The following is a 26,214-nucleotide window of genomic DNA, read 5'->3' as shown; positions in this document are numbered from 1 at the left end:
GCTCCTTGAGGCGTCAGGCGAGTGTGTTGTCCGTGCGCGGTACGAGGCCGTAGTAGATCCTCGGCGCCCCGTCCAGTGTCAGGGAAGCCTTCCCGTTCGTGACGGGGATCTGCCGGCTCCGCCCGATCGCGTCGACCTGGCGTACGGCGCCCGGCGCGGCGGCCACGAGGGTGGTCTTGGTGGGCCAGGGGTCGGTCCAGACCTCGGGGGCGGGGAAGTGCCAGCCGGTGCGCTGTCCGGTGGTGTTGAGGAGGTAGCCGTCGGCGCGGTTCCACAGGACGACGGCGGGTCCGGTGGGGGTGTCGAACCACAGGCCGAACGTCTTGGGGTCGGCGAAGGTCAGCTTGCCCCGGAAGGTGGCCCGGTCGAGGGTGCGGGCGGCGTTCGCGTAGGCGAGGAGGGACGGTTTGGGGCTGAGGTCGCGGTTCATGAGGCCGTAGTGGTACTCGACGTTGTCGGGGTCGGCGATCTGCGGCATGCCGAGGACGCTGTCGTGGAACTGGTACCAGCACACGCACGTGACGCCTTCGGCCTTGGCGAGCGCGAGGGTCAGGAAGACGTTCTCGGCGGCGTGCCGATAGGTGTCGTGCCACCAGCTGTTGGGCTTCGTGGGGGCGTACGCCTCGGTGAGCCAGATCTCCTTCTCGCCGTACTGGGCCATGAGCGCCTTGAGTTGGCGCAGTCCGCCGTAGAAGTTCCAGTACGTGCCGGCGCCGTCGGTGCTCCAACTGTCCCCGGGCGGGATGTAGTCGGGGGTGAAGTTGCCGCGTCCGGGGTGGTAGGCGAAGGCGTCGATGAGGTCCCAGCCGCCCGCGGCGGCGAAGTTCTCCACCCACGGTCCGTCCATGCCGGCGAGGCCGTTGTTCATCAGCTTCACGGTGGCGCCGGTGGCCGCGCGCCGGTCGAAGACGGGCCGCAGGGCCTTATCGAGGTAACTCACCGCTGCGTCACCGGTGTTGAAGGGCCGGTTCAGCTCGTTGCCGACCTCGAAGTACCCGGCGCCCGCCCCGACGGCGACGGCCAGGTTGTCCTCCGCCCAGCCGGCCGCTACCGCGTCAGTGACCTGAAGCGACGGCTGGAGTTCGATGTTGTGCCGCATGCCGCGCGCGTCGAAGGCGGCGGGCGGGAGTCCGGGACCGCCGTCGTACGCGATCCGCACGAGGCTGATCCCGGCCTGCTGCCACAGGTCGAGGACGGCGTCGGCGTTCGGGCGTTGCAGCCAGGGGTAGTTGGCGATGCCGAACATGCTGTCCGCGCCGGCCTGGTAGGTGAACGGCGACAGGACGGCGAGGTTGGTGCGGGCGAACGCCTCGTCGCCGCCCGATCTCACCACGACCTCGGCGAGGGCGATCCCCGAGGCAGGGGCGGGCAGGGTGAAGGTGTGCGACCAGGCGGAGTCGGCCGCCACAGCCCCCGTCGTGGTCGTGGCGGCGAGCACCAAGCCGTCGAAGTCCCGTACCCACAGCTCCAGTTCGACGGTCTTGGCGGCACCCCCGTTGGCGACGAGGGCGGTGAGCGCGATCTGTTCGCCGGGGGTGTCGTAGAGGTTGAAGTCGCGGTTCGTGGTGAGTTCCAGGCCGAGTTCGCGGCCCCGGCCGATGGTGGCGGTGGCGGAGGGGCGGGTCTCGGAGAAGTAGAAGTCGGCGCGGCTGGTCCAGCCTCCGGCGGGGTCGGCCGTACCGGGTGCGTGGATCCAGGTGCTGTTGGTCCAAGCCTGCCGGGAGCGGTCGAGGAGGTACAGGCCGTGCAGGGCGGTGCCCCAGGTGGAGGTGTGGGCGACGCCGAGGGTGGTCTCGTACGGGATGCCGCCGCCGGTGTCGCGGACCCACTCGGTGACGGGGATGTAGTCGTCGGGCGCGGTCGGCGCCTGGATCGCGCGGCTGAACAGGAACCCGTCCGGGACAAGGGTGTTCGCGCCGGTGACATGCCATTCCAGCGCCGCGTGCGAGGTGCTGACGGTGAACCACCCGGTCACGGTGACGGCGGTGTCGAACGTGTAGTCCATGCGGATCGCCGGGGTGCCGTCCGGCAGCGTGCTCAGTGTCGGGGTGCCGCCGGTCGAGACCGCAATGCCCGTCGCACTGTCCTTGACCTGGAACTTCGAGCCGGCGGAGCGGGTGACGCCGGAGCCGTCGCGGATGGCGAGTCTGCCGCCAGGGCTGGCCAGCAAACTGATGCCGCCGGCGGTCAAGGTGACGTCCCCCGCCGCCGCGTACGCGGTGACCGGGGTGGATTCGGCGACGAGGACGACGCCTGCGGCGAGGGCCGCGCCGAGGAAGGCCCGGCGGTTCAGAGGGGATCGGGAGAAGGTCATCGGCTGCTCCAGTCAGGCGCCTGATAATGCCTATCTTCAGATTCGTGAACGACACATTTCCAGCCCGCTACTGTACTGTCAACGGGTACTTGTCAGGGGATCTGGCGTGAACTACGGTCATCGCTCAGAGATGAAGATAGGCATTATCACGATGGAGGAGCGATGGCGTCGAGACCTCGCCGTGTCACGCAACGCGAGATCGCGGAGCTGGCGGGCGTCAGTCAGACCACCGTGTCGGTGGTGCTGAACGACCGCGACGGCTCGAACGTGCGGGTCCCCGAGGCCACCCGGGCGCGGGTCAAGCAGGCCATGGAACAGCTCGCGTACGTCGCCGACCCCGCCGCCCGCAGGCTCGCCGGCCTGGACAACCAGATCATCGGCGTCTTCACCTACGAGGCGGCGCTCTCCCCGGAGAGCATGGACTTCTACGGCCCCCTCCTGAACGGCATCGAGCGGGCCGCCGAGCAGATCGGCTGGGACCTGCTGTTCTTCACGTCCTCGCCGGTCGAGAACGGCACGCGCAGCCTCTTCCACCGGAAAACGCGTCTGCGGCTGACCGACGGCTGTGTCCTGCTGGGCCAGCAGATGGTGGCCTCGGAGCTGGAGCGGCTGGTCGCCGAGCAGTTCCCGTTCGTCGCGATCGGCCGCCGGGACGAGACCGCCGCCGCCGTGCCGTACGTGGCGATCGACTACGCGACGCCGACGACCTCGCTCATCGACCAGGCCGCGGCCGGGGGCCATCAGCAGGCGCTGTACGTCCACCGGGGCCGGGACACGCCGACCGCGCGGGACCGGCGCGACGCCGTCGAGGCCGCCTCGGCGCAGGGGCGGCTGGCGTTCCTGCTGGTCGGCGAGGAGCGGATCGGCGAACTGGCGCGGCTGGCCCGGGCGACGGACGCCACGCTGATCGTCGCGGAGGACGCGTTCCTCGCGGAGGACGTCGCGCACGCCCTGTCCGGGGCCGGCGTCGCCGTACCGGAGGAGGTCTCGGTGGCCGCGCTCGGTGAGGTGCGCGGTCATCGGGTGGACGGGCGGACGCTCGCCGGGTTCCACGTGCCCCGGCAGCGGCTGGCGGCCGAGGCGCTCGACCTGCTCCAGCTCCTCATCTCCACGGATCCGCAGGAGTGGGCCGGGCTGGAGCGGAAGCGGCTGCTGGTGGCCGAGGTCGAGCCGGGGGACACGATCGTCGCGCGGCCGGGGTCCACGTCATGAGCGGCCGGATCACGGCCGAGGTGGCGGTGATCGGCGGCGGGCTCGGCGGTGTCGCCGCCGCGCTGGCGCTGCTGGAGCGGGGCCGCCGGGTGGTGCTGACCGAGGAGTACGACTGGCTCGGCGGCCAGCTCACCTCGCAGGCCGTGCCGCCCGACGAGCACATCTGGGTGGAGCGGTTCGGGGTCACCGCGCGCTACCGGGCGCTGCGGGAGGACATCCGCCGCTACTACCGCGACCACTACCCCCTGACGGCCGCCGCCCGCGCCGACCGCGAACTCAACCCGGGGCGCGGCCGGGTCAGCAAGCTGTGCCACGAGCCCCGGGTCGCCCACGCGGTCCTCACCGCGCTCCTCGCGCCGTACCGCTCGACCGGCCGCCTCACCGTCCTGCAACCCGCGATACCGGTCGCCGCCGAGGTCCGTGACGACGTGGTCCGCAGCGTCACCGTCGCCGACCCGCGCACCGGCGCGCAGACCGTGATCGCCGCCGAGTACGTCCTCGACGGCACCGAGACCGGCGATCTGCTGCCGCTGACGGGGACCGCGTACGTCGTCGGGGCCGAGGCCCGTACGGAGACCGGGGAGCCGAGCGCGCCCGAGGCCGCCGATCCCGGGAACGTGCAGTCGATCGCCTGGTGCTTCGTCTTCGACCACGTCGCCGGGGACCACACCATCGAGCGTCCGGCCGACTACGACCACTGGCGCTCCCTCGAACTCCCCTTCTGGGGCGCCCCGATGCTGTCGTTCACCGCGCCGAACCCGCGCACTCTGGTGCCGGAGGAGCGCACGATGAACGTCAACCCGGCGGACGACGTCACCGGAGATCCCCGGTACGACGCCGGGGACCGGGACCTGTGGCAGTTCCGGCGGATCGCCGCCCGGCAGAACTTCGCCGCCGGGTTCTACGACAGCGACATCGTGCTGGCGAACTGGCCGCAGCTCGACTACGTGGGCGGCTCGATCATCGACACCGGCGACCGGCAGCAGCACCTCGACGCCGCGAAGGCCCAGTCACGGGCGTACGTGTACTGGCTCCAGACCGAGGCGCCCCGGCCGGACGGCGGGCGGGGCTGGCCGGGGCTCAGGCTGCGCGGGGACCTGGTCGGTACGGCCGACGGGTTCGCGCAGGCGCCGTACATCCGCGAGTCGCGGCGGATCCGGGCGCTGACGACCGTGCGGGAGCAGGACATCTCCGTCAAGGTGCGGGGGGACGCCGGGCCCGCGCGGTTCGAGGGGTCGGTCGGGGTCGGGATGTACCGGATCGACCTGCATCCCTCGACCGGCGGCGACAACTACATCGACGTCGAGTGCGCGCCGTTCGAGATACCGCTCGGGGCGCTCGTACCCGTGGCCACCCGCAACCTGGTGCCGGCCGCGAAGAACATCGGCACCACCCACATCACCAACGGCGCCTACCGGCTGCACCCGGTCGAGTGGAACGTCGGTGAGTCGGCCGGGGAGCTCGTGGCGTACTGCCTCGACCTCGGCCTGAGCCCCCAGCAGGTGGCGGCGGACGAGCGGCTCGTCGAGCGCCTCCAGGGCCGGTTGACCGAGGCCGGGGTCGAACTCCACTGGCCCGAGATCGCCGGTTACTAGCCAACTCCCAGGCGCGGCACGCGCCGAGAACACGAAAGACGCTCGCCATGAACAGAACGAGAAAGCTGGTCGGTGCTCTCGCCCTCACGACAGCGCTGACCTTGACCGCCGCTTGCAGCGCCTCCACCGACGGCTCCGGATCGACGGACGCCAAGGACGTCAAGCTCCGGATGACCGTCTGGACGTCCAACCAGGACCAGTTGAAGCTGTTCGACTCGATCGCCGCCGCCTACCGCGCCCAGCACCCCGACATCGCGTCGATCACCTTCGAGAGCCTGCCCTTCGACGCCTACAACACGACCCTCACCACCCAGATCGCCGGCGGCAACGCCCCCGACCTGGTGTGGATGGGCGACCTGTCGCGGGACCTGATCGCCGCCGACGCCCTGGTGGGCCTCACCGACAAGCTGAAGTCGACCGCCGACTGGCAGTACGACGACCTGGAGGCCAGCGCCGTCAAGGAGTTCAGCCGGGACGGCACGCTGTACGCGTACCCGTTCTCGACGTCGCCGTTCGCGCTGTACGTCAACACGGACCTGCTCGCGAAGGCCGGGCAGCGGGTCGACCCGAAGAACCTGACGTGGGACCGGGTCGCCGCCGCCGGGGCCGCCGTCAACAAGGCGACCGGGAAGGCCGGGTTCGTCGTCCGGGACTTCGACTACAAGGCGTGGAACACCCTCGCCACGGTGTGGACCGGCTTCGGTGCCTCCGCGTGGAGCGAGGACGGCAGGAAGTGCACGTTCACCAGCCCGCAGATGCGGCAGGCGTTCACGTTCCTGCACGACGCGGCGTTCAGGACGAAGGCGATGCCGGGGCCGGGGACGACGGCCGACTTCTTCGCCGGTGACGCCGCGTTCACCGTCGCCCAGGTCTCCCGCTCCTCGCTGCTGACGGGCAAGTTCAAGTACGCCCTGTATCCCCTCCCGGCTGGTCCGGCCGGGCAGCACTCGGTCATCGGGCAGGCCGGGGTGGGCGTCCTGACCGCGAGCAAGCACAAGGCGCAGGCCACGGACTTCCTCGCCTATCTGACCAACCCCGTGAACTCGGCGAAGCTCGCCCGGTTCTTCCCGCCGCCGCGCAAGTCCCTGCTGACCGGCGCGAAGCTCGCCGCCGACAACAAGGTGCTGACGGCCGCCCAGCTCCAGACGGCCGTGGTCGACCAGCTCCCGAACGCCGTCACGCTCCCCAACCACACCAACCCGGCCGAGATCGCCCAGCGCGGCAAGACGGCCCTGGACGCGATGTGGAAGCCCGACGCGGACGTCGCCGCCGTCCTCAAGTCGGTGTGCTCCGCGATCGAACCGGTCCTGGCCAAGTAGCCATGGCCACCCTCACGCCTTCGCGGGTGCAGGCCAAGGCGCCCGGCAGCACCGCCAAGCCGCCGTACTGGACGACCCGCCGCCGCGACGTCCTCGCCGGTTACCTGTTCATCGCCCCGCAGCTCCTCGGGGTCGTCCTGTTCGTGCTGATCCCGGTCGGGCTGGCGGTCTGGTACAGCCTCAACGACTGGAACGTCTTCACCGGCGAGCAGACCTTCGTCGGCGCCGACAACTACGCCGCCCTCGCCGACGACCCCCAGCTCCCGTCCGTGCTGGGCGCCACCGCGCTGTTCTGCGGCGGGGTCGTGGTCCTCAACATCGGGCTGGGGCTGCTGCTCGCGGTGCTCCTCAACCGGCGGTTCCGGGGGGCGACGTTCTTCCGCACCCTGTTCTTCTCCCCCGTCGTCGTCTCCGTCGTCGCGTGGACCCTGGTCTGGGGGTTCCTCCTCCAGGACAACGGCGCGATCAACGGCCTCCTCGACAGCGTCGGCATCGACGGGCCGAACTGGCTCCAGCACGGCGACACCGCGATGGTGTCGGTGGTCGTCACACAGGTGGTCCGCAGCGTCGGCGTCAACATGGTGCTCTTCCTGGCCGCGTTGCAGGGCGTGCCCTCGGAGTTGTACGAGGCCGCCCGGCTCGACGGCGCGAACAGCAGGGTGCTCTTCACCCGGATCACGCTCCCGCTGATCTCGCCGACGCTGCTGCTGACGGCGATCATCACGGTCGTCGGGGCGCTCCAGTCGTTCGCGCAGATCGCCGTACTGACGGGCGGCGGGCCGGAGTTGAGCACGACGGTGCTCGTCTACTACGTGTTCCAGCAGGCGTTCGAGTTCAACCACATCGGGTACGGCTCGACGCTCGCGCTGATGCTGTTGTCGTTCGTCATGCTGCTGACGCTGGTGCAGTGGCAGTTGCGCCGGAAGTGGGTGTTCCATGAGGAGTAGTCACAGGGCCGCGCTGCGGCGGGTGCTCCTGGTGGTGGCGCTCGGGGTGCTGGCGGTCCCGTTCGTGGTGCCGACGGTGTGGATGGTGGCGGCGTCGGTGAAGCCGCTGCCGGAGATCTTCAAGGCGCCGCCGTCGCTGTGGACGTCGGATCCGACGTTCTCCGCGTACCGGGAGGCGTTCAGCTTCCAGCCGTTCGCCCGGCAGTACGCGAACAGTGTCTACATCGCGGTCCTGGTCACGCTGATCACGCTGCTGGTGTCGAGCCTCGCCGGGTACGCGTTCGCGCGGATCCGCTTCCCCGGTGCCAACGCGCTGTTCCTGGTCGTCCTGGCGGGGCTGCTGGTGCCGAGCGAGGTGACGATCGTGCCCCTGTTCCAGATGTTCAAACAGGTCGGGATGATCAACACGCACTGGCCGTTGATCCTGGTCACCGCGCTCGCCGGGCCCTGTGTGCTGGCCACGTTCGTCATGCGGCAGTTCTTCATCGCGCTGCCCGCCGAGCTGGAGGAGGCGGGGCGGCTGGACGGGCTCGGGCGTCCGGCGATCTGGTGGCGGATCTTCCTGCCGCTGGCGAGGCCCGCGCTGTCCGCGGTGGCGATCCTGACGTTCCTGACGTCGTGGAACCTCTACCTCGAACCGACGGTGTACCTCACCTCGCCGGAGCTGTTCACGCTCCCCCAGGCCCTCACCCGGTTCACGGACTCGTACGGCGGCGAGATGTGGAACACCCAGCTGGCCGCCGCGACGATGACCGTGCTGCCGGTGCTGGTCGTGTTCGTCGTCGCCCAGCGGCAGTTCGTGGAGGGGCTGGCGCACTCGGGGCTCAAATGACCTCCCAGATCTCCGTGAACCGGTCCAGCAGCCGGGCCGCCGCGCTCACGTCGTCCGTCAGCGGGCGGTCGGCGTGTTCGGCGTCGAGCACCTCCTCGGCCAGCTCCAGCGCCCGGGCGATCGGCAGGCCTGGGTCGGGGCGCAGGTCGCGCAGGCGCAACGCCCGTACGGCGGCGACGAGTTCGCAGCCGACGACGAGCCGGTACGCCCCGCAGGCGCGCAGGGTCTGGCGGGCGGCGAGGGACGCGAAGCTGGCCTGTTCCTCGACGCCCCGGGAGAGGACGGCGTGGCCGAGGGAGGCGGGTGCGGAGAAGGCGCGCAGGTCGCCGAGGGCGGCGCCGGCGGCGTACTCCAGGATCATGACGCCGGAGGAGCCGGGGCGGTCCTCGGCGAGGAAGGGGCGCAGGCGGGTGTAGGCGGGTTCGTTGAGGGTGGAGAGGCGGGCGGTGGACAGGCGGGCGACCTGGACCAGGGAGAGTCTGAAGTGGTCCAGGGCGAGGGCCAGTTGGGCCTGGTAGAAGCCGCCGTGGTGGTAGGCGGTCTGGTCCTCGGGGCAGATGAGGGGGTTCTCGGCGGCGGCGTTGACCTCGATGCCGAGGACGTCCTCCAGGGCGTCGGCGGCCTCGTGGGCGGGGCCGTGGATCTGGGGCAGGCAGCGGAAGCCGTACGGGTCCTGGATGCGGCCGAGGGGCGGGACGGGGTGGTCGTCGGCGCCGATCAGCTCGCGCATGCGGCGGGCGACCTCGATGGAGCCGCGGTGCGGGCGGGCCGCGTGCACGGGGGCGGCGTACGCCTCGTGGGAGCCGTCGACGGCGAGCAGGGAGAGGGCGGCGACGACCTGGGTGGCCTGGACGAGGCCGCGCAACTCGGCGACGGCGAGGGCGGCTTGGCCGAGGGTCAGGGCGTTGCTGCTGATGAGGGCGAGCGCGTCGTTGTTGTCGAGGGGCTGGGGTGCGGGGGCGCCGGGGCCGCGCCAGGGGTGTTCGCCGGCGAGGGCCAGTCCGACCTGGGCGAGGGCGGCGAGGTCTCCGGTGCCGACCGAGCCGAACTCGTTGACGACGGGGTGGGCGCCGTTCTCCAGGGCTTCGCACAGGGCGGTGACGACGCCGGGGCGCAGGCCCGCGCCGCCGGCGAGGAGCTGGTTGGCGCGGACGGCGAGCATGGCGCGGATCTGCCGGGCGGGGAGTTCCTCGCCGATGGCTCCGGCGTGGCTGCGCAGGAGGCGCAGTCCATGGGCGGCGGCCTCGTCGGTGGGGACGGCCTCGCCCCGGTTGGCGCCGACGCCGGTGGAGCGGCCGTAGACGCGTCCGGTGGCGGCGATCTGCCGGGCGGCGTCCCAGACGTCGGTGGTGCGGCGCATCGCGTCGGTGCCGGGGACCGGGCGGGCGGTGCCGTCGGCGAGGCGGACGATGTCCGGGACGCCGAGGGCGATTCCGTCGAGGACGACGACGCCGTTCTGTACGGCCTCCGTGGCGTCCAGAATCCGAGACGACATTGAAGAAATAACCTCCCAGATGTGGACACTGTGTCCCACCCACCGATCATCCGCCACGATGGATCGGCCTCGAACCGTTGACAAGTTATTCAGTCGCGATGAACTCTGCATGACGTTATGCATCCCGGGCAAGGGGCAACTCATGATCCAATTCGACGCGGTCCACAAGCGCTTCCCCAACGGCACGACAGCGGTGCACGACCTCACGCTGGACATGCCCGAGGGCGGCGTGACCGTCCTGGTCGGCTCCTCCGGCTGCGGCAAGACCACCACGCTGCGCATGATCAACCGCATGGTGGAGCCGACCTCCGGCACCATCGAGGTCGCGGGCAAGGACGTCACCCGCCAGGACGCGGCCGAGCTGCGCCGCTCCATCGGCTACGTCATCCAGCAGGCCGGCCTCTTCCCGCACCGCACGGTCCTCGACAACATCGCGACCGTCCCCCTCCTGCTCGGCCACGGACGCCGCAAGGCCCGCGCCCGCGCCGGTGACCTCCTGGAGACCGTCGGCCTGAGCCCCGACGTCGGCAAGCGCTACCCCCACCAGCTCTCCGGCGGCCAGCAGCAGCGCGTGGGCGTGGCCCGCGCGCTCGCCGCCGACCCTCCGGTGCTGCTCATGGACGAGCCCTTCGGCGCGGTCGACCCCGTCGTCCGCACCCAGCTTCAGGACGAACTCCTGCGCCTGCAGAAGGAGTTGAGCAAGACCATCGTCTTCGTCACGCACGACATCGACGAGGCCGTACGGCTCGGCGACAAGATCGCCGTCTTCCGTACCGGCGGCCACCTCGTGCAGTGCGCCTCCCCCGCCGAACTGCTCGCCCGGCCCGCCGACGACTTCGTGGCCGGGTTCCTCGGCGCCGAACGCGGTCTGAAGCTGCTGTCGCTCAAGACCCTCACGGACGTCCCGCAGGGCCCGGCCCCCGAGGGCGGCCCCTGGACGCTCGTCCTCGACGCGGCCCGTAGGCCCCGGCACTGGGCATCCGACGGCGCCGAGCTGCCCGTCCGGCCCCTGCGCGACAACGATTCCCTGCTCGCCGCGCTCGACGAGTCCCTCGCCTCCCCCACCGGCCTCGTCGCACGCGTCGACGCCGACGGCACCCTGACCGGCGTCACCTCGCGCGCCGACATCCACGACCACGCGGGCCACGCCCACACCGCGGCGCGCGCAGGCAGGGCGGCGTGAGCGTCGACTGGTCCTGGATAGCGGACCACACCGACGACCTCACCAGCCTCACGCTCTCCCACCTCCAGGCGGCGCTCACCGCCGTCCTGCTCGGCCTGCTGGTCTCCCTGCCGCTGGCCGTGCTCGCCCACCGGGTCCGCCCCCTGCGCGGCGTCCTCCTGGGCCTGTCCAACGTGCTGTTCACGATCCCGTCCATCGCGATCTTCGTGCTCCTGCTGCCGGTCAGCGGCCTCACCCGCACCACGACCGTCATCGGCCTGACCGTCTACACACTGGTCGTGCTGCTGCGCAACACCGTCGAGGGCCTCGACTCGGTGCCCGCGAAGACCAAGGAGGCGGCCGTCGCGATGGGCACCCGCCCGCTGCGGGTCCTGCTGACCGTCGAACTCCCCCTCGCCCTCCCCGTGATCATGGCCGGCGTCCGGATCGCCACCGTCATGTCGATCTCCCTCGTCTCCGTCGCCACCTACATCGGCGACGGCGGACTCGGCCAGCTCTTCACCGACGGCTTCCAGCGCGACTTCCCGACCCCGGTCATCGCGGGCGTGGCCCTCACGATCCTGCTCGCCGTCGTCGCGGACGCCGCGCTGGTCGCCGTGCAGTACGTCCTCACCCCGTGGAAGAGGCGGCGAGCCTGACATGTACGAACTCTTCAAGAACCTCGGCTCCTGGCTGACCAGCGGCGCCCAGTGGTCCGGGACCGACGGCATCGCCCACCGGCTCGCCGAGCACCTCCAGTACTCGCTGCTCGCCACCCTCGTGGCCGCCGCGATCGGCCTCCCGCTCGGCCTGCTCATCGGCCACACCGGCAAGGGCGCCTTCCTCGCCATCAACCTGGCGTCCTTCGGCCGCGCCCTGCCGACCGTCGGCCTCGTCGTCCTGGTCTTCCTGGCCGGCGGTCTGTCCATGCTGCCGGTGTACGTCGCGCTGGTCGCCCTCGCCGTCCCGTCCATCGTCACCAACACCTACGCCGGGATGACGGCCGTCGACCCGGACGTCAAGGACGCGGCGCGCGGCCAGGGCATGCGCGGCCACCAGGTCCTGTTCCAGGTCGAACTCCCCCTCGCGCTGCCCTTGATCATGACCGGGCTGCGGCTCGCGCTGATCCAGGTCGTCGCGACCGCGACCATCGCCGCGTACGTCTCCTTCGGCGGCCTCGGCCGGTACGTCTTCGACGGCCTCGCGCAACGCGACCTCGTCCAGGTCCTCGGCGGCGCGGTCCTCGTCGCCGCGGTGGCCATCGTCCTCGACCTGATGCTCAGCGGCCTCCAGCGCTTCCTCTTCCGCCACCGCACCGCCTAGGGAACCCCACCATGAACCGACGCGCTCTCCTCGGCGGCCTCTTCGCCGCGGCCTCCGTCCCCGCGCTCGCCTCCTGCTCCGGCGGCATCACCTCGCTCGACAACACGAGCACGGACACCTCCGGCGGCGGCTCCAGCAAGGACGGCATCACCATCGGCACCGCCAACTTCACCGAGAACCAGATCCTCGGCTACCTCTACGCCGCCGTCCTCACCCAGGCCGGCGTCAAGGTCAAGGTCCGCCCCAACCTCGGCACCCGCGAGATCGTCATCCCCGCGCTCCAGGGCGGCGACATCGACCTGCTGCCCGAGTACCAGGGCGCCCTCCTCGACTACCTCGACCACAAGGCGACCGCCAGCGAGGAGGGCGAGATGCAGAACGCCCTCACCATCGCCCTGCCGGGCGGCCTCCAGGTCCTGCCGTACGGGCTCGCCGAGGACGCCGACGCGTTCGCCGTCACCCGCGCGACCGCCGAGAAGTACGGGCTGGCCTCGCTGGCCGACCTGCGCAAGCAGAACGGCAAGCTGATCCTCGGCGCCGCCCCCGAGGTCAAGAAGCGCAAGGTGGGGGTGGTCGGGCTGAAGGAGGTGTACGGCGTCGAGTTCAAGGAGTTCAAGTCCCTCGACTCCTCCGGGCCGCTCGTCAAGGGCGCCCTGAAGAAGGGCGACATCGACGTCGCGAACCTCTTCACCACCGACACCGACATCCTCGACAACGGGTGGGTCGTCCTCGCCGACCCGAAGAACCTCATCCCCGGCCAGCACGTCGTCCCGCTCATCGCCGACCGCAAGGCCGACTCCACGGTCCGCAAGGCGCTCGCCCGCCTCGGCAACGTCCTCACCACCGCCCACCTCACCGAGCTGAACCGGCAGGTGGACGGCGAGAAGAAGGATCCGGACGACGTGGCGAACGCCTACGCGAAGCGGCACGGGCTGCTGAAGTAGCCGCCTGTCAGACCCCGGCGGGCCGTCCGCACACCTCGACGCACAGGACCGAGACGTCAGGGTTCGGCGCGGTGGCCGGGACCGTGACGGTGATCGTGTCGCCGGTGCGCCGGTAGCGGAGGCTCGTCCCGGGGGCGTTCATCGCGAAGACGCGGGTGATCCTGTTGCGGAGCGCCGGGATCTGGAGGGTGCCGGTGGTGGGCCAGGTGAAGACGTGCGCGAAGAGCCGGCCGTCCTTCGCGGTGAACCTGCCCCACGCCGGTTCGGCGGCGAAGGGGCTGCCGGTGGTGCCGTAGACGCTGTCGCCGTACGTCGCCGTCCAGGCGCCGAAGCCGGTCAGGACCTTCCGGGTGCCCGGGGTGACGGTGCCCGCGCCCGTGGGGCCGATGTTGAGGAGGTAGTTGCCGTCGCGGGAGACGACGGTGACGAACTCCTGGAGGAGGTCGTGGACCGAGCGGTACGAGTTCTCCCGGCCCTCGTTGTAGCCCCAGGCGCCGTTCATGGTCACGCAGGTCTCCCACGGGCGCTCCAGCGGGGCCGGGGGCACCTTCTCCTCCGGGCACGCGAAGTCCCCGAGGCCCAGGTCACGCTTCACGCGCTCGTTGACGATCAGGTCGGGCTTGCGCGCGGTCAGCCAGTCGTACAGCTCCCGGCCGTCGGACTCCACCCACCAGTCGTCCAGCGTCGGGGCCGCCGGGTTGCCGCACCAGTCGCCGTCGAACCACAGCACCGCCGGGTCGTAGCGGTCCAGGAGCTCCTGGAGCTGGGCCTTCATGTCGGCGATGTACGCGGTGCGGGCGGACAGGGAGGTCATGGAGGAGAAGACCGTGCGGTGGTTGACGGTCTGCGAGGAGTGGTTCCAGTCCATGATCGAGTAGTAGAGGCCGAACCTGATGCCCCGGCGCTCGCACTCCCGCTTCAGCTCCGCGAGGAGGTCGGGGCGGTAGCCGCTGTAGTCGTGGAGGTTGTACTCCTTCGTGCCGGTGGTGTCCGTGAAACTCGGTACGTCCGAGTCCCACATCGCGTACCCCTCATGGTGCTTGGCGGTGATCACGAGGTACTTCATGCCCGCGTTCTTGGCGAGTTCGGCGATGTCGGCGGCGCTGAAGGAGACCGGCGCGAAGGGGGCGCTGACCTGGTTCTGGTACGGCGCCTTGGCCCAGTTCTCGCTGTAGAACGCCCACTCGCCGTGGCCCCGGTAGGAGTACGACCCGAAGTGGATGAACATCCCGAACCGGGCCGCGTACCACCAGTCCATCTTCGCGGGCACGGAGTACGCCTGCGCCGTCCCCGGCAGGCCGAAGGCGACGGCGCCTCCGGCGAGGGCGGCGGCCTTCACGAGGGAACGTCGGCTGAGCGTGGACACGGAGCGACTCCAGGGGTGGGGGGCAGCGGGACGATGCGTGACGGCCACGAGGCACGGCGTCACACATCGGATGATTCTGGAGGGTCGACAAGGAGTGCGTCCAGGGGTGTGCACGTGGTGCGTGATCGGGGCTTCAATCGGCCTACGAAAGGTAGGATCTCCGAGGGGCGTCGAACAGAGCCAGCTCGTCCGCGCCGGGCGCCTGGAACACCGCCGCGTACCCCTCCAGCAGCTCCCGGCTCACCGGCACCAGCCCCGGCGCACTGCCCCGCCCCGCGAGACGCCGGCCCAACTCGTCGACGGGTACGGCGAGATGGTGCAGCTCCACGCCGACCCCGAGCGCCCGCGCCACCGCACGCTTCTCGTCGCGCTCGGCGCGGCCCCAGAAGCCGAACTCCAGCACCACGGTCTGCCCGAGCCGCAACAGGTCCTGGGCGTGCTCCCACAACCGCCGCTCCAGCCGGTCACGCGCCTCCTCGTCGAACAGGTCGATCCCGAGGTCGGCCAGCCACTCGTCCGGACACAGCCGCACCGCCGGGATCTCCCGCACCAACCGCTTGGCGAGGGTCGTCTTCCCGGAGCCGGGGAGCCCGCAGAGGAGGATCAGTACGGGACGGTTCATACGTGCATGCTCGCGCAGGCGTCCCGGGCGGCGGAAACGGTTTCCCGGCCGGCGAGGGCCCGGTCCGTGAGGGTGCTCGCGAGCGCCGCGAGGGCGAAGGCCGCGCCGATCCAGCCGATGCCCGGAAGGCCGAGGCCCGTGTCGATGACCAGGCCGGAGAGCCAGGGGGCGACGGCGATGCCGACGTTGAAGGCGACGATGTTGAGGGCGCCGCCCAGGGTGCGGGTGTCGCCGAGGAGCGTGAACACCCGGGCGTTGACCGCCGGGTTGGTGGCGAAACCCCCGGCTGCGAGGACAACCGCGAGCGGGATCACCAGTGCCGGGACCCCGGCGGTCAGCGCGATGGCGGCGGCCGCGGCGGCGGCCGTGCCCATGCCGGTCAGGAGGACGGCGTACGGGGCCCGGTCGGCGACGCGTCCGCCCACCGTCAGCCCGGCCAGCGCGCCGACGCCGTACAGGCCGAGGACCAGCGGCACGAGGGATTCGGGGACACCTGTGACGTCTTCGAGGAGGGCGCCGAGGTAGGAGAAGACGGCGATCGTGGCGGAGACCGCCAGGGCTGTGGTGGTGTAGGCGACCCACAGCCGGGGTACGGCGAGCGACCGCAGTTCGGCGCGCAGGCGGGGCCGATGGGCCGTGGTGTCACGGCCACCGGGCAGCGCGACCAGTGCGGCGAGCGCCGACAGCGCGCTCAGCGCCGCGACCGCCCAGAACGCCGCCCGCCAGCTCGCGTGCTGCGCCAGCACCGTGCCCGCCGGAACGCCGAGGATCATCGACAGGCTCAGCCCCGACACCACGACCGACATGGCCCTGCCGCGCCGGGAGGGCGGGACGGCGGACACGGCCGCGACCGAGGCGAGCGCCCAGAACCCCGCGTACGCCATCCCCGTCACGACCCGCATCGCCAGCAGGAACCCGAAGTCGGGGACGAGCGCGGCGGCCGCGTGCCCGGCGACGAACACCGCCTGGAAACCCACCAGCGCGGCCCGGCGCGGCAGCCGCAGCGTGGCCAGCGTCAGCAGCGGGGCGCCGACGATCATCCCCGCCGCGAACGCCGAGACCAGCAGCCCGGCGTCCGGCAGGGACACGCCGAGATCGTCGGCCAGCGGGGGCAGCAGCCCGGCGAGCATGAACTCCGAGGTGCCTTGCGCGAAGGTGCCGAAGCCGAGGAGGTGGACGAGGAGAGGCATGGTGCTCCGGGGGACGTTCACGGGCGGACGCCGTCCAGGCTCTCCCGTACCGGCGGCCCGTACGCCGCCGTACCTGGCCCGGCCGAGCCGGGGTCCAGGTGGGCCACCCTCGGCCCGGCGCCGGTGCCGAGGGGGCCGAATACTGGGGGGATGGAGCGGAACGCCGAACTCGGAGACTTCCTGCGCACCCGCAGAGCCCGCCTGAACCCGGCCGAGGCGGGGCTGCCTCCGGGGGCGGGCGTACGCCGGGTCCCGGGTCTGCGCCGCGAGGAGGTCGCGCGGCTGGCCGGGGTGAGCACGGACTACTACACGCGTCTCGAACAGGGGCGTCACCCGCGCGTCTCCGAAGCCGTCCTGGACTCCGTGGCGCGTGCGCTGCTGCTGTCGGACGACGAGCGCGACCACCTCTTCGACCTCGTCCGCCACCGCGTCACGCGTTCCCGTCCGCGCCGTCCGGAGCGCGTGCAGCGGGTGCGGCCGGACGTCCATCAGCTCCTGGACACCCTGAACGGCGCGGTCCCCGCGTTCGTCGCCAACCACCGGCAGGACGTGCTCGCCTCGAACCCCCTGGCCCGCGCCCTGATCGTCGACTGGGACGCGCTGCCCTACCGGGAGCGCAACTTCGCCCGGTACGTCCTGCTCGACCCGGCGGCCAGGCGGCTGTACCGGAACTGGGACGAGGTCGCGGAGATCGTCGTCGCCGACCTGCGTCTGGAGGCCGGGCGCCATCGTGACGACGCGCTGCTGAACGAGCTGATCGGCGAGGCGGCCGTCGAGGTGCCGGAGTTCGGCACGTGGTGGGACAGCCACCGGGTGGCGCAGTGTGTCCACGGGACGCAGCACTTCGACCACCCGGTGGTGGGGGAGTTCACCCTCCACCACGAGACCCTCTCCTTTCCGGCCGACCCGGGGCAGAGCGTGTGCCTGTACAGCGCCGAGCCCGGTTCCGCGTCGGCCCAGGCCCTGTCCCTCCTCGCCAGCTGGAGCGCCCCCACGCGGGACGCCCACGCCCTGAAGGAGACCCACGACACGCCGTGAGCCGGGGCCGTCAGAGTTCGAGGACGACCGAGCCGACGGCCTCGCGGGAGGCCAGCCGGGTGAAGCCCTGCTCGAAGTCGTCGAGGGGAACGGTGCTGTCGATGACCGGGCGCAGCTTCCCCTCGGCGGCGAGCCGCCCCAGCGCGTCGAGTCCCTCGCGCGTGGCCGTCTCGGTGTCCGCGTGCAGGGCGTAGGCGGTGACGTGCTTCTCGCCGACGAGGAGGTCGACGATGTCGATGTCGGCCCGCTTGCCGCCGGTGAAGCCGAGGGAGACGAGGGTGCCGTGGCGGCGTACGGCGCGCAGCAGTTCGCCGAGGCGGGGTCCGCCGACGGGGTCCGCCGCCAGGTCGACGCCCTGGCCGTCGGTCAGTTCGGCGACCCGTGCGCCGAGGTCCTCGCGGGACAGGTCGATGACCGCGTGCGCTCCGGCGCGGGCGGCGTGGCGGGCCTTGGCCGGTGAGGAGACCACGGCTATGGACCGGGCGCCGAGGGCCGTGCCGGTCTGCACGAGCGCGCCGCCGACGCCGCCGGCCGCGCCGGAGACGAGGAGGGTCTGTCCTTCCCGTACTCCGGCGATCCGGGTCAGGGCGATGTACGCGGTCAGGTGGTTGACGGTGAGAGCCGAGCCCTCCGAGAAGGTCAGGGTCTCGGGCAGTTCGAGGAGCCGGTGGTCGGGGACGACCGCCCACTCCTGGTAGAGCCCGTCCACCAGGACCCCGATGTCGCCGTGCCCGTAGACCGCGACCCGTGTACCGGCCGGGAACCGGTCGCTCTCCTCGACGACGCCCGCTCCCTCGTTGCCGAGCACGAGCGGCACGGGCGGCGCCCCGAAGTGCCCCGTGCGCAGGGAGTTGGCGAACTGGTTGACGGTCGCCGCGCGCATGCGGACCAGGGTGGTTCCGGCGCGGCGTACGGGCTGGGGGCGCTCTTCGACGGCCATCTCGGGAGGGGTGCCGACACGGCGGGTCACGATCGTCTTCGTGCACCCAGTGTTGGGCCCCTGACCTGCCCCGACGGGGTCTGATCCCGGCCCACCCGGACCTGGGTCCAGGTGGGCCGGGCTCTTCCGGTGGTCAGGCGGTCGGGCAGGAGTACGTGTCGCCGGGAGCGGGGTCCGTGGCGGGCCGGGCCAGGATCTGTTGCGCGGCGTCGCACTGCCGGCGCAGCAGCAGCTTCCAGGTGGGCAGCAGGTCCGGGGTCTCGGTGAGCACCTGCCGCTGGGCGGCGGCGAGACCGGTGTACGCCCACCGCAGATAGCCGGTCTCGCCCTTGCAGGACACGTCTGCCCGTGCGACCGGCTCGGCCTTGAACGTCGCTTTCGCGGGGAGTTCGTCCAGCACCTGCGACGGCTCGCGCAGCGTGAACCCCGCCCGTTTCATGCAGGCGGCCCAACTCGCGTTCAGGGACGCGAAGTCCGGGTGTCGCCGGAGCAGGTCCTGTGCCCGTACCTCCGCCTTGTACAGGGCGACACGGGTGTCCGACCAGCTCTTGAGGTTCTTCCGCTCGCCGAGCAGCCGTACGTCGGCCTGGGTCCGGCAGCCGTTCTCGTCGCCGTACAGCGCCCGCATGTACTTCTCGTCCACGGGCCCCGCTTTCTCGACGACCGGGCGCTCCCGCGACGCCAGGGGCTGTTCGAGGGATTCCAGCCCGAACGGCTTGGGGCGGTCGGGGACCCCGGCCTTGGCGGGGGCCGGGTAGGAGAAGCCGGCCTGCTTCATGCAGCGCGCGATCAGCTCCTCCTTCGCCGCTCCGATCCGGTTGCCCACCTCCTCGGTGTCGTAGACGGCGGCGTAGATGGGCGGGAGCCAGTGGGGCGCGACGGCGCTCGGCGCGGTCGCGGGGCCGGCGGCGGGGGCTGGGGCGTTCGAGCACGCGGTACCCAGCGCCGCCACCACCGGCAACAGCAGTGTCGTCGCCATGAGGCGCCTCGGCGGCCGGTGGCCGCCGAGGTCCTCTCGTCCGTCGACCGTCATCCGGTCAGGTTGAAGCAGGTGATGCTCGTCGTCCCCCTGAGGAGGAGCGAGCTCGCCTGGTCGTTCTGGGAGGAGGGCAGGTATGTCGGGGTCTGCCGGCCCGGGTTCACGCAGAACAGGAAGCCCACGTGGTTGATGTCCCGGTAGTAGTGGCTCTCGTAGCCGCCGGTCGAGGAGTTGCTCGCCGCGGTGATGTTGTCGTTGACGACTCCACCGCCGTTGCTGAAGCTGTCGTTGGTGAAGCTGTTGTCGGTGTTGAAGTAGTTGTGGCGCTGGTTGTCGCCCTGGTTGTCCTTGAACACGCAGTGGTAGCCGGCCGGGCAGTTGGAGGCGGCCGAAGCGGGTGAGGCGACCAGGAACCCGCCCAGGGTGATCGCCGCGACCGAGCCGAACGCCGTCGCCGTGCGTGCGATGGACAGTCTCTGCATGGTTCTTCTCCTTGGAGTCGAGGTTTCGAACTGCGGTCCCACGGTGTGGCGTGAATGTGGGCAGGCACCTTGCGAAAACCTTGCTTTACTGGTCGGCGCGGGTCGGCTGGTGGGGGAGCAACACCGTGGGGGCGGTGGACCGGAGTGACTCGGGGTGAGCATGAGCGACTTCCTGCTGCTGGGCACGGTCGAGTTACGGAGCGCGGACGGCGCCGCCGTGGACCCGGGCCCGGCCAAGCAACGCACGGTGCTGGCGGCGCTGTTGGTGGACGCGGGCCGCTGGGTGCCGGTGGAGACCCTGATCGACCGGGTCTGGGGGCAGGACCCGCCCGCCCAGGTGCGCCCCTCGCTGTACGCCCACATCACCCGGGTCCGCCGGACGCTCGCGGACATGGACCCGCCCGCGGGCGATGCCGCCGCGCGGCTGCGGCGCGGTCCCGGGGGCTATCTGCTCGACGTACCGCCCGACCGGGTCGACGTGCACCGGTTCCGGCACCTGGTCGAGCGGGCCCGCCGCGCCGGCCTCGCGGACGCCGAGCGCAGCACGCTGCTGGGTGAGGCGCTCGGGCTGTGGCGCGGTGAGCCGCTCGCGGGGCTGCCCGGGGAGTGGGTGCGGCGCACCCGGCACGGCTGGGGGCAGTACCGGGTCGAGGCGGTGGCGGCGTGGGCGGACGCGGAGACCGCCGAGGGCCGGCACACGGAGGTGATCCGTGCGCTGACCGGTCTGCTCGCGGAACATCCGCTGGTCGAGCCGTACGCGGTGGCGCTCATGCGGGCGCTGCACGCCGCCGGGCGGGGCCCCGAGGCGCTGGCGGTGTACGCCGGTCTGCGGGAGCGGCTGGTCGAGGAGCTGGGCGCCGATCCGGGTGCCGAGGCGCGGCGGGCGCATGAGGCGGTGCTGCGCGGCGACGACGTGCGGCCCGCTGCCCGGCCGCCGGTGAGGGCCTCGGTGGTCCCGGCGCAACTGCCACTGGAGGCGCGGGGGTTCACGGGCCGGGCGCGGGAACTGGCCCGGCTGGACGAGGTCGTGGCCGACAGCGCGGAGGGGCCCGCCACGGTGGTCGTCTCGGCGGTCGCGGGGGCGGGCGGCATCGGCAAGACGTGGCTGGCGCTGCACTGGGCGCACCGCCGAGCCGGGCGCTTCCCCGACGGTCAGCTCTTCGTCGATCTGCTGGGTTTCAGCCCGTCGTCGCCCCCGATGGAGCCGGCGACGGCCCTGCGGGGTTTCCTGGAGGCGCTGGGGGTCGCGCCGGGCGCGGTGCCGTCCACCCTGCACGGCCTGACCAGCCTGTACCGGAGTCTGCTGGCGGACAAGCGGATGCTGCTGGTCCTGGACAACGCGGCCGGCCCGGACCAGGTCGTGCCCCTGCTGCCCGGCCACCCGGGGTGCGTGGTGCTGGTCACCAGCCGCCGCAAGCTGACCGAGCTGGTCGTCCGGCACGATGCCCGGCCCCTCGGGCTCGACGCGCTGAGCCCTGACGACGCGCGCCGCCTCCTGGACACGCGGCTGGGCACCGCGCGTACGGCGGCCGAGCCGGACTCCGTGGCCGAGCTGCTGGCGGTGTGCGCCGGGTACCCCCTCGCGCTGGGCGTCGTCGTCGGCCGTGCGGCGTGCGCGCCGAGGCTTCCGCTGGCGCGGCTCGCGGCCGAGCTGCGGGAGTCCGCGACGAGGCTGGACGCCCTGGACGACGGCATGCCCTCGGCGAGCCTGCCGCAGGTGCTGTCCTGGTCGTACCGCGCGCTGGCGCCCGTACAGGCGCGGCTGTTCGCGCTGCTGGGGCTGGCTCCCGGCCCCGACATCGGTCTGTTCGCGCTCTCCTCCCTCGCGGGCCTGCCCGGCTCTGCGGCCCGCACGGCCCTGCGCGCTGGAGAACCTGCACCTCGTCGAGGAGCACGACTCCGGCCGCTGGCGCATGCACGACCTCGTCCGGCTGTACGCCGCCGAGCGGGGCCGCGAGGACGTCTCGGCGGACGACCGGGAGGCGGCGCTGCGGCGGCTGGCCGAGTTCTATCTGCACACCGCGTGCGCGACCCGCCCGTTGATGCGGGTGTACGAGACGCCTCGGGGTCTCGGTGACCCGGTGCCCGGCTGCCGGCCGCAGCCGCTGGCCACGCAGGCCGAGGCGGTGCGGTGGCTCGCCGGGGAGCTGCCCAATGTGCTCGCCGCCCAGGGGCTGGCGGCGGAGCGGGGCTGGCGGCAGCTCGTGTGGCAGTTCGTGTGGGGTCTGGACCACTTCCACAGCCTGCTCGGGCGGGCCCGCGACCGCCTCGCGATGTGCAGGGCCGGCCTCGCGGCCCTCGGCCTGGACGACGCGCTCGACGTCCAGGTGACGGTGCACCGGCAGCTCGGGCACGCCGCCGCGCATGCCGGAGCCCATGAGGAGGCCACGGAGCACCTGACGCACGCGCTGGGCCTCGCCGAGCGGGCCGGCGATCACGGCTCCCAGGCCCTCATCCACATCTCGCTCGCCCAGGCGTACGGGCAGCGGGACCGCGTCCCGGCGGCGCTGGAGCACGCCACCCGCGCCCTGGTGCTGCACGAGCGGGTGGACCAGCCGGTGACGAAGGCCACCGCGCTCAACTCGGTGGGCTGGTACAGCGCCCTGCTCGGCCGCTACGAGCAGGCGCGTGAGCACTGCGAGACGGCGTTGGAGCTGTGCCGGCGGGTCGGGCACGCGTCGCTGGAGGCGGACGTCCTGGACAGCCTCGGTTACATCGCCGACCGCACCGGCCGGCACGGTGAGGCGGTGGACCACTACCGGCTCGCGGCGGACCGGTACCGCGCGCTCGGCGGGGACTACTGGGCCGCCGACACGCTCGACCGCCTGGGGCACGCCTACCGTGCGCTGGGCCGGCGCGACCGGGCGCGCGCCGCCTGGGAGGAGGCGGCCACGCTGTACCGGGACCAGCACCGCGCCGGGCACGCGGAACGGGTCCAGCGTCTGCTCGACGTCGAGTAGGTCCGAGGCCGCCGGGTTCACCGAGCGCACCCCCTGCGGGAATAGGTGATACGTCAGCTTGTTGAAGGACATGCCCGGTCAGGCAGCCTTCAGGAGTCGCGATGCAGCACGAGTTCACCGGTCACACGCGGCGCGCGGGTGTCGTCGTCATCGGCGGTGGGCAGTCCGGTCTCTCCGCCGGGTACCACCTCAAGCGGCGTGGGTTCACCAGCGCCCTCGACGACCCGTCCGGTGACCGCACCTTCGTGGTCCTCGACGCCGAGCCCGCGCCCGGCGGGGCCTGGCGGCACCGCTGGGAGTCGCTGCGCATGAACACCGTGAACGGCATCTTCGACCTGCCGGACTTCCCGCAGCCGCCGGTCGACCCCGAGGAGCCGAGCCGTACGGCCGTGCCCCGGTATTTCGCCGGGTTCGAGGAGGCGGTGGGGCTGCCGATCCTGCGGCCGGTGACCGTCAGCTCGGTGCGGGCGCTGGACGCGCGGCCCGACGGGGAGCTGGAGGTGGAGTCCAGTGCCGGGACCTGGACCACGCGGGCCGTCATCAACGCCACCGGCACCTGGACCAACCCCGTCCTGCCGCACTACCCCGGCCAGGAGACCTTCACCGGCGTCCAGCTCCACACCCGTGACTACGGGTCCGCCGAGCGGTTCGCCGGGCAGCGCGTCGCCGTCGTCGGCGGTGGCATCTCCGCGCTCCAGCAGCTGGAGGAGATCTCCCGGGTCGCCACCACCCTCTGGTACACGCGCCGTGCCCCCGTCTTCCGCGACAGCTGGTTCAACCCCGAGGTCGAGGGCCGCGAGATCATCTCCAAGGTCGCCGCCGACGTCGAGGCGGGGCGGCCGACCGGGAGCGTCGTCTCGTACACCGGTCTCGCCTGGACCCCGTACGCGCTGGCCGCCAAGGCGCGCGGGGCGCTGGAGCGCCGGCCCATGTTCACCGCGATCGAGCCCCACGGCGTCCGGGAGGCCGACGGCTCCTTCACCACCGTCGACACGATCCTGTGGGCCACCGGCTTCAAGGCCGCGCTGGCGCACCTGGACCCCCTGGGCCTGCGCAACGAGTCCGGCGGAATCACCATGCTCGGCACCCAGCCCGCCCGTGAGCCCCGCGTCCACCTCGTCGGGTTCGGGCCGTCCCAGTCCACCGTCGGCTCCAACCGCGCGGGCCGCCAGGCCGTCAACAGTCTGCTGCGGCGGTGGAAGGCGGCGGCCGCGCAGGACGGTGACCCGGCGCGGGTGCCGGTCGGCTGAGCGCCGCGCCGGCTACCGCCCGGACGACCCGTCCGCGAGGGCGGTCAGGAGCGGCTTGGTCAGGCGGGTCATCTCGGCGGGCGGGCGGGGACAGCCGCGCAGCAGCCAGTCCGTGGCGACGCCGAGGAGCGCGCCCGCGACGAACGCGGCCGGGACGTCGTGCGGGAGGTCCGAGGGGTCCGGTTCGACGCCGTCCGCCGGGGCGAGGTGCGCGGAGTGGTACGCGGTCGCCGTGGTCCGGCGGCGGACGTGCTCGATGACACGGGCGCTGCCCGTGGGGCCCAGGAGGCTGCGGTAGAGACCGGCGTGCTGCGCGAAGTGGGCGAAGAACGCGGTCAGCGCGGGGTCCGGGTCCTCGTCGGAGGCGCCCGTGCGGGTGGGGTCGAGGTCCAGGACGAACCCGATCATGTCGTCGATCATCGAGGTGCTGGCGGCCTCGGCGAGTTCGTGGACGTCCTTGTAGTGGTCGTAGAACGTCGAGCGGCTCACCTCGGCCCGGTCCGCGACGTCGGCGACGCTGATCTGTGCCAGGTCCCGCTGCTCACCGACCAGGTCGATCAGGGCGCGCTCCAGGGTCGTGCGGGTGCGCCGTACGCGCCGGTCGACCGGCGGGGTACCGCTGCTCTTCGTCGTGGCCATCCGCGTGATCCTACCGACCCCTCCCGACGTGGCCCTCAGGCCGCCTTGACCGTGCCGCCGTCGATCACGTAGTTCACGCCGGTGATGTTCCCCGCGACGCCGGACAGCAGGAACGCGATCAGTGATGCCACCTCCTCCGGTGCGGTCATGCGGCCCGTCGTGACGTTCTGCCCCGTCACCATCTGCTGCCGGAACTCGGCGAGGCTCATGCCGGACGCGGCGGCCCACTGGGCGACCGTGCCCTCGGGGTTCGAGTAGACGGACGTGTCGACCAGCCCCGGGGAGATGGTGTTCACGCGGACGCCCTGCGGGCCGAACTCCTCCGACAGGGCCTTCCCGAGCGCGGTGACGGCGGCCTTCGCCGCGCTCATCGCGGGCGGGAAGCCGCCCGGCATCAGGGCCAGGATCGACGACACGTTCACGACCGCGCCCCGCCGTTCGATCAGGCTGGGCAGCGCCGCGCGCGTGGCGCGGACCGTGCTGAGGACGTTCATGTCGAACGCTCCGGTCCACTCGGCGTCCGCGACATCGAGGAACCCGACGGTCGCCCCGTCTCCGCCACCCACGTTGTTCACCAGCAGATCTATCCCGCCGAGCTCGGCGAGCGCGGCGTCCATGAGGGCGGTCACCCCTTCCCCCGTACTCAGATCGGCGGCCACCGCGTACGCACCCGTCTCCTTCAGCTCCGCCGTGACACTCCGAGCGGCCCCCGCCACCCTGACCCCCTCGGCGATGAGCGTACGGACGGTGGCGAGACCGATACCCCGGCTGGCACCGGTGACGACAGCGGTCTTGCCCGCGAGATCGAGATTCATGGCATTCCCCTCTTCGTGAAGCGACACGGACACACGAGGCGGTCGCTCTCAGCGGCGACCGCTCGACATCCACGTTAGCCTACGGATGCAGGTTTTCCAACACTCGTAGGTATTCACGTCAGCTCTCTGGTGAACGCCAGCAGGGAGGCGGCCGTTCGGGGAGGGGGCGTTCGTCGAGGTACGCGCGCGTCCCTCGCATCGTCGCCGTGAGCGTGTGCAGCGTCATCTGGCGGACCTCGTCGAGGAGTTCGGGCGGGATCTCGTAGCCGGGCCGGCTGAAGCCCGTGCTCGCGAACCGGCGGATCTGTTCGTCGGTCGGCGGCCACTGGGAGATGTCGGCGCCGGACGCGATGAACGCGTGCAGACCGGGACCGGTGTTGATGAGGGCGAGCCCGCTCACCAGGTCGGGGCGCTGTTCCGTCAGGGCCGTCGCGACCGCGCCGCCGCTGGAGTGGCCGACGGCCACGGCGTGTCCGACGCCGAGCCGGTCCAGTACGGCGGCCAGGCGCCGCGCCTGGCCGGGGAGGGCGTAGCCGCGGTCGGCGGGTTTGGCCGAGCATCCGTGTCCGAGGAGGTCGGGGCGGACGACGTGGTGCGAGGGCAGTGAGCAGGGGGACCAGGGCGTCCCAGGAGCGGGCCGAGGACGCGGAGCCGTGGATGAGGAGGAGTACGGGGGCGTCGCGGGGGCCGTCGTGGCGTACGTGGATGTCGCCGTCGTCCGGCGTCAGGGTGTCGGTCATGCGCCCACTGTCGCGGCGGGCGCCCATCGTCGTATTGGACGAATGTTCCC

General features: G+C 72.0%; 23 protein-coding genes and 1 pseudogene. 13 read left to right on the top strand and 11 right to left on the bottom strand.

The features are described 5' to 3' along the window. Positions 1 to 13: 13 nt before the first annotated feature. Positions 14 to 2,314 carry a hypothetical protein gene (locus ACLZOT_RS34480; protein WP_416973088.1) on the bottom strand — a complete coding sequence of 767 codons (2,301 nt, stop codon included), beginning with the start codon at positions 2,312 to 2,314 and terminating at the stop codon, positions 14 to 16. 162 nt (positions 2,315 to 2,476) lie between these two features. Between ACLZOT_RS34480 and ACLZOT_RS34475 the strand changes: the two genes are divergently transcribed. Genes ACLZOT_RS34475 through ACLZOT_RS34455 form a run of 5 tightly spaced genes read left to right on the top strand, consistent with a single transcriptional unit; the run spans position 2,477 to position 8,219 of the window. After that, a complete protein-coding gene (locus ACLZOT_RS34475; RefSeq protein WP_416973087.1) occupies positions 2,477 to 3,526 on the top strand; it encodes a LacI family DNA-binding transcriptional regulator in 1,050 nt (349 codons plus the stop codon). Continuing rightward, the gene (locus ACLZOT_RS34470; protein WP_416973086.1) at positions 3,523 to 5,121 is read left to right on the top strand and encodes an FAD-dependent oxidoreductase; all 1,599 of its coding nucleotides are present in this window, start codon (positions 3,523 to 3,525) and stop codon (positions 5,119 to 5,121) included. The genes ACLZOT_RS34475 and ACLZOT_RS34470 overlap by 4 nt, the downstream gene beginning before the upstream one ends. Before the next feature lie 47 nt (positions 5,122 to 5,168). Next, the gene (locus ACLZOT_RS34465; RefSeq protein WP_416973085.1) at positions 5,169 to 6,440 is read left to right on the top strand and encodes an ABC transporter substrate-binding protein; all 1,272 of its coding nucleotides are present in this window, start codon (positions 5,169 to 5,171) and stop codon (positions 6,438 to 6,440) included. Positions 6,441 to 6,442: 2 nt separating this feature from the next. Further along, positions 6,443 to 7,387, top strand: a complete 945-nt coding sequence (locus ACLZOT_RS34460; RefSeq protein WP_416973084.1) for a carbohydrate ABC transporter permease — start codon at positions 6,443 to 6,445, stop codon at positions 7,385 to 7,387. Continuing rightward, complete coding sequence (locus ACLZOT_RS34455) at positions 7,377 to 8,219, top strand: carbohydrate ABC transporter permease (RefSeq protein ID WP_416973083.1); 843 nt, start codon at positions 7,377 to 7,379, stop codon at positions 8,217 to 8,219. The genes ACLZOT_RS34460 and ACLZOT_RS34455 overlap by 11 nt, the downstream gene beginning before the upstream one ends. Here the strand turns inward: ACLZOT_RS34455 and ACLZOT_RS34450 are convergent. Then, positions 8,212 to 9,714, bottom strand: a complete 1,503-nt coding sequence (locus ACLZOT_RS34450) for an aromatic amino acid ammonia-lyase (RefSeq protein WP_416973082.1) — start codon at positions 9,712 to 9,714, stop codon at positions 8,212 to 8,214. The genes ACLZOT_RS34455 and ACLZOT_RS34450 overlap by 8 nt on opposite strands. Positions 9,715 to 9,856: 142 nt before the next feature. Between ACLZOT_RS34450 and ACLZOT_RS34445 the strand changes: the two genes are divergently transcribed. Genes ACLZOT_RS34445 through ACLZOT_RS34430 form a run of 4 tightly spaced genes read left to right on the top strand, consistent with a single transcriptional unit; the run spans position 9,857 to position 13,143 of the window. After that, positions 9,857 to 10,897: an ABC transporter ATP-binding protein gene (locus ACLZOT_RS34445; RefSeq protein ID WP_416973081.1), complete on the top strand. Its 1,041-nt coding sequence runs from the start codon at positions 9,857 to 9,859 to the stop codon at positions 10,895 to 10,897. Then, positions 10,894 to 11,535: an ABC transporter permease gene (locus tag ACLZOT_RS34440; protein WP_416973080.1), complete on the top strand. Its 642-nt coding sequence runs from the start codon at positions 10,894 to 10,896 to the stop codon at positions 11,533 to 11,535. The genes ACLZOT_RS34445 and ACLZOT_RS34440 overlap by 4 nt, the downstream gene beginning before the upstream one ends. A gap of 1 nt (position 11,536) precedes the next feature. Beyond that, positions 11,537 to 12,199 carry an ABC transporter permease gene (locus ACLZOT_RS34435; protein WP_416973079.1) on the top strand — a complete coding sequence of 221 codons (663 nt, stop codon included), beginning with the start codon at positions 11,537 to 11,539 and terminating at the stop codon, positions 12,197 to 12,199. An 11-nt stretch (positions 12,200 to 12,210) separates the two neighbouring features. Next, positions 12,211 to 13,143: an ABC transporter substrate-binding protein gene (locus ACLZOT_RS34430; protein ID WP_416973078.1), complete on the top strand. Its 933-nt coding sequence runs from the start codon at positions 12,211 to 12,213 to the stop codon at positions 13,141 to 13,143. Positions 13,144 to 13,150: 7 nt separating this feature from the next. Here ACLZOT_RS34430 and ACLZOT_RS34425 read toward each other — a convergent pair whose 3' ends face one another. From ACLZOT_RS34425 to ACLZOT_RS34415, 3 genes are all read right to left on the bottom strand, one after another. Next, on the bottom strand, positions 13,151 to 14,509 hold the full coding sequence (locus tag ACLZOT_RS34425; protein ID WP_416973077.1) for an alpha-L-fucosidase: 1,359 nt from the start codon (positions 14,507 to 14,509) through the stop codon (positions 13,151 to 13,153). 142 nt (positions 14,510 to 14,651) lie between these two features. Then, positions 14,652 to 15,131 (bottom strand): AAA family ATPase, encoded by a 480-nt coding sequence (locus ACLZOT_RS34420; protein WP_416973076.1) that lies wholly within the window; start codon positions 15,129 to 15,131, stop codon positions 14,652 to 14,654. Continuing rightward, positions 15,128 to 16,321 carry a Cmx/CmrA family chloramphenicol efflux MFS transporter gene (locus ACLZOT_RS34415; RefSeq protein ID WP_416973075.1) on the bottom strand — a complete coding sequence of 398 codons (1,194 nt, stop codon included), beginning with the start codon at positions 16,319 to 16,321 and terminating at the stop codon, positions 15,128 to 15,130. The genes ACLZOT_RS34420 and ACLZOT_RS34415 overlap by 4 nt, the downstream gene beginning before the upstream one ends. A gap of 150 nt (positions 16,322 to 16,471) precedes the next feature. Between ACLZOT_RS34415 and ACLZOT_RS34410 the strand changes: the two genes are divergently transcribed. Next, positions 16,472 to 17,359, top strand: coding sequence for a helix-turn-helix transcriptional regulator (locus tag ACLZOT_RS34410; protein WP_416973074.1), 888 nt, complete (start codon positions 16,472 to 16,474; stop codon positions 17,357 to 17,359). A 10-nt stretch (positions 17,360 to 17,369) separates the two neighbouring features. Here ACLZOT_RS34410 and ACLZOT_RS34405 read toward each other — a convergent pair whose 3' ends face one another. The 3 genes from ACLZOT_RS34405 to ACLZOT_RS34395 all read right to left on the bottom strand — a co-directional run bounded on the left by ACLZOT_RS34405 (position 17,370) and on the right by ACLZOT_RS34395 (position 19,760). Beyond that, complete coding sequence (locus tag ACLZOT_RS34405; protein WP_416973073.1) at positions 17,370 to 18,329, bottom strand: quinone oxidoreductase family protein; 960 nt, start codon at positions 18,327 to 18,329, stop codon at positions 17,370 to 17,372. Positions 18,330 to 18,432: 103 nt separating this feature from the next. Then, positions 18,433 to 19,332: a hypothetical protein gene (locus tag ACLZOT_RS34400; RefSeq protein ID WP_416973072.1), complete on the bottom strand. Its 900-nt coding sequence runs from the start codon at positions 19,330 to 19,332 to the stop codon at positions 18,433 to 18,435. After that, positions 19,329 to 19,760, bottom strand: a complete 432-nt coding sequence (locus ACLZOT_RS34395; RefSeq protein ID WP_416973071.1) for a peptidase inhibitor family I36 protein — start codon at positions 19,758 to 19,760, stop codon at positions 19,329 to 19,331. Before ACLZOT_RS34395 ends, ACLZOT_RS34400 begins: the two co-directional genes overlap by 4 nt. A 160-nt stretch (positions 19,761 to 19,920) precedes the next feature. On the opposite strand from ACLZOT_RS34395, the gene ACLZOT_RS34390 reads away from it, so the two are divergent. The 3 genes from ACLZOT_RS34390 (at position 19,921) to ACLZOT_RS34380 (ending at position 23,970) form a co-directional block, all read left to right on the top strand. After that, a complete protein-coding gene (locus ACLZOT_RS34390; protein ID WP_416973070.1) occupies positions 19,921 to 21,837 on the top strand; it encodes a BTAD domain-containing putative transcriptional regulator in 1,917 nt (638 codons plus the stop codon). After that, positions 21,803 to 22,720 carry a tetratricopeptide repeat protein gene (locus ACLZOT_RS34385; RefSeq protein ID WP_416973105.1) on the top strand — a complete coding sequence of 306 codons (918 nt, stop codon included), beginning with the start codon at positions 21,803 to 21,805 and terminating at the stop codon, positions 22,718 to 22,720. Before ACLZOT_RS34390 ends, ACLZOT_RS34385 begins: the two co-directional genes overlap by 35 nt. A gap of 101 nt (positions 22,721 to 22,821) precedes the next feature. After that, positions 22,822 to 23,970: an NAD(P)-binding domain-containing protein gene (locus ACLZOT_RS34380; protein ID WP_416973069.1), complete on the top strand. Its 1,149-nt coding sequence runs from the start codon at positions 22,822 to 22,824 to the stop codon at positions 23,968 to 23,970. A gap of 12 nt (positions 23,971 to 23,982) precedes the next feature. Here the strand turns inward: ACLZOT_RS34380 and ACLZOT_RS34375 are convergent, their stop codons facing one another. The 3 genes and pseudogenes from ACLZOT_RS34375 to ACLZOT_RS34365 form a co-directional block, all read right to left on the bottom strand. After that, positions 23,983 to 24,609, bottom strand: a complete 627-nt coding sequence (locus ACLZOT_RS34375; RefSeq protein WP_416973068.1) for a TetR/AcrR family transcriptional regulator — start codon at positions 24,607 to 24,609, stop codon at positions 23,983 to 23,985. Positions 24,610 to 24,644: 35 nt separating this feature from the next. Beyond that, entirely contained in the window at positions 24,645 to 25,424 is a 780-nt protein-coding gene (locus ACLZOT_RS34370; RefSeq protein WP_416973067.1) for an SDR family oxidoreductase, read from the bottom strand. A gap of 151 nt (positions 25,425 to 25,575) precedes the next feature. Further along, positions 25,576 to 26,164, bottom strand: a pseudogene (locus ACLZOT_RS34365) (alpha/beta hydrolase); the annotation flags it as partial. Between the last annotated feature and the right edge of the window lie 50 nt (positions 26,165 to 26,214).

It is taken from the genome of Streptomyces sp. 4F14, assembly GCF_048159485.1.
Lineage (GTDB): Bacteria > Actinomycetota > Actinomycetes > Streptomycetales > Streptomycetaceae > Streptomyces.
Note: the sequence above shows the minus strand (reverse complement) of the source record. Positions and strands in the feature narration are given on the sequence as shown.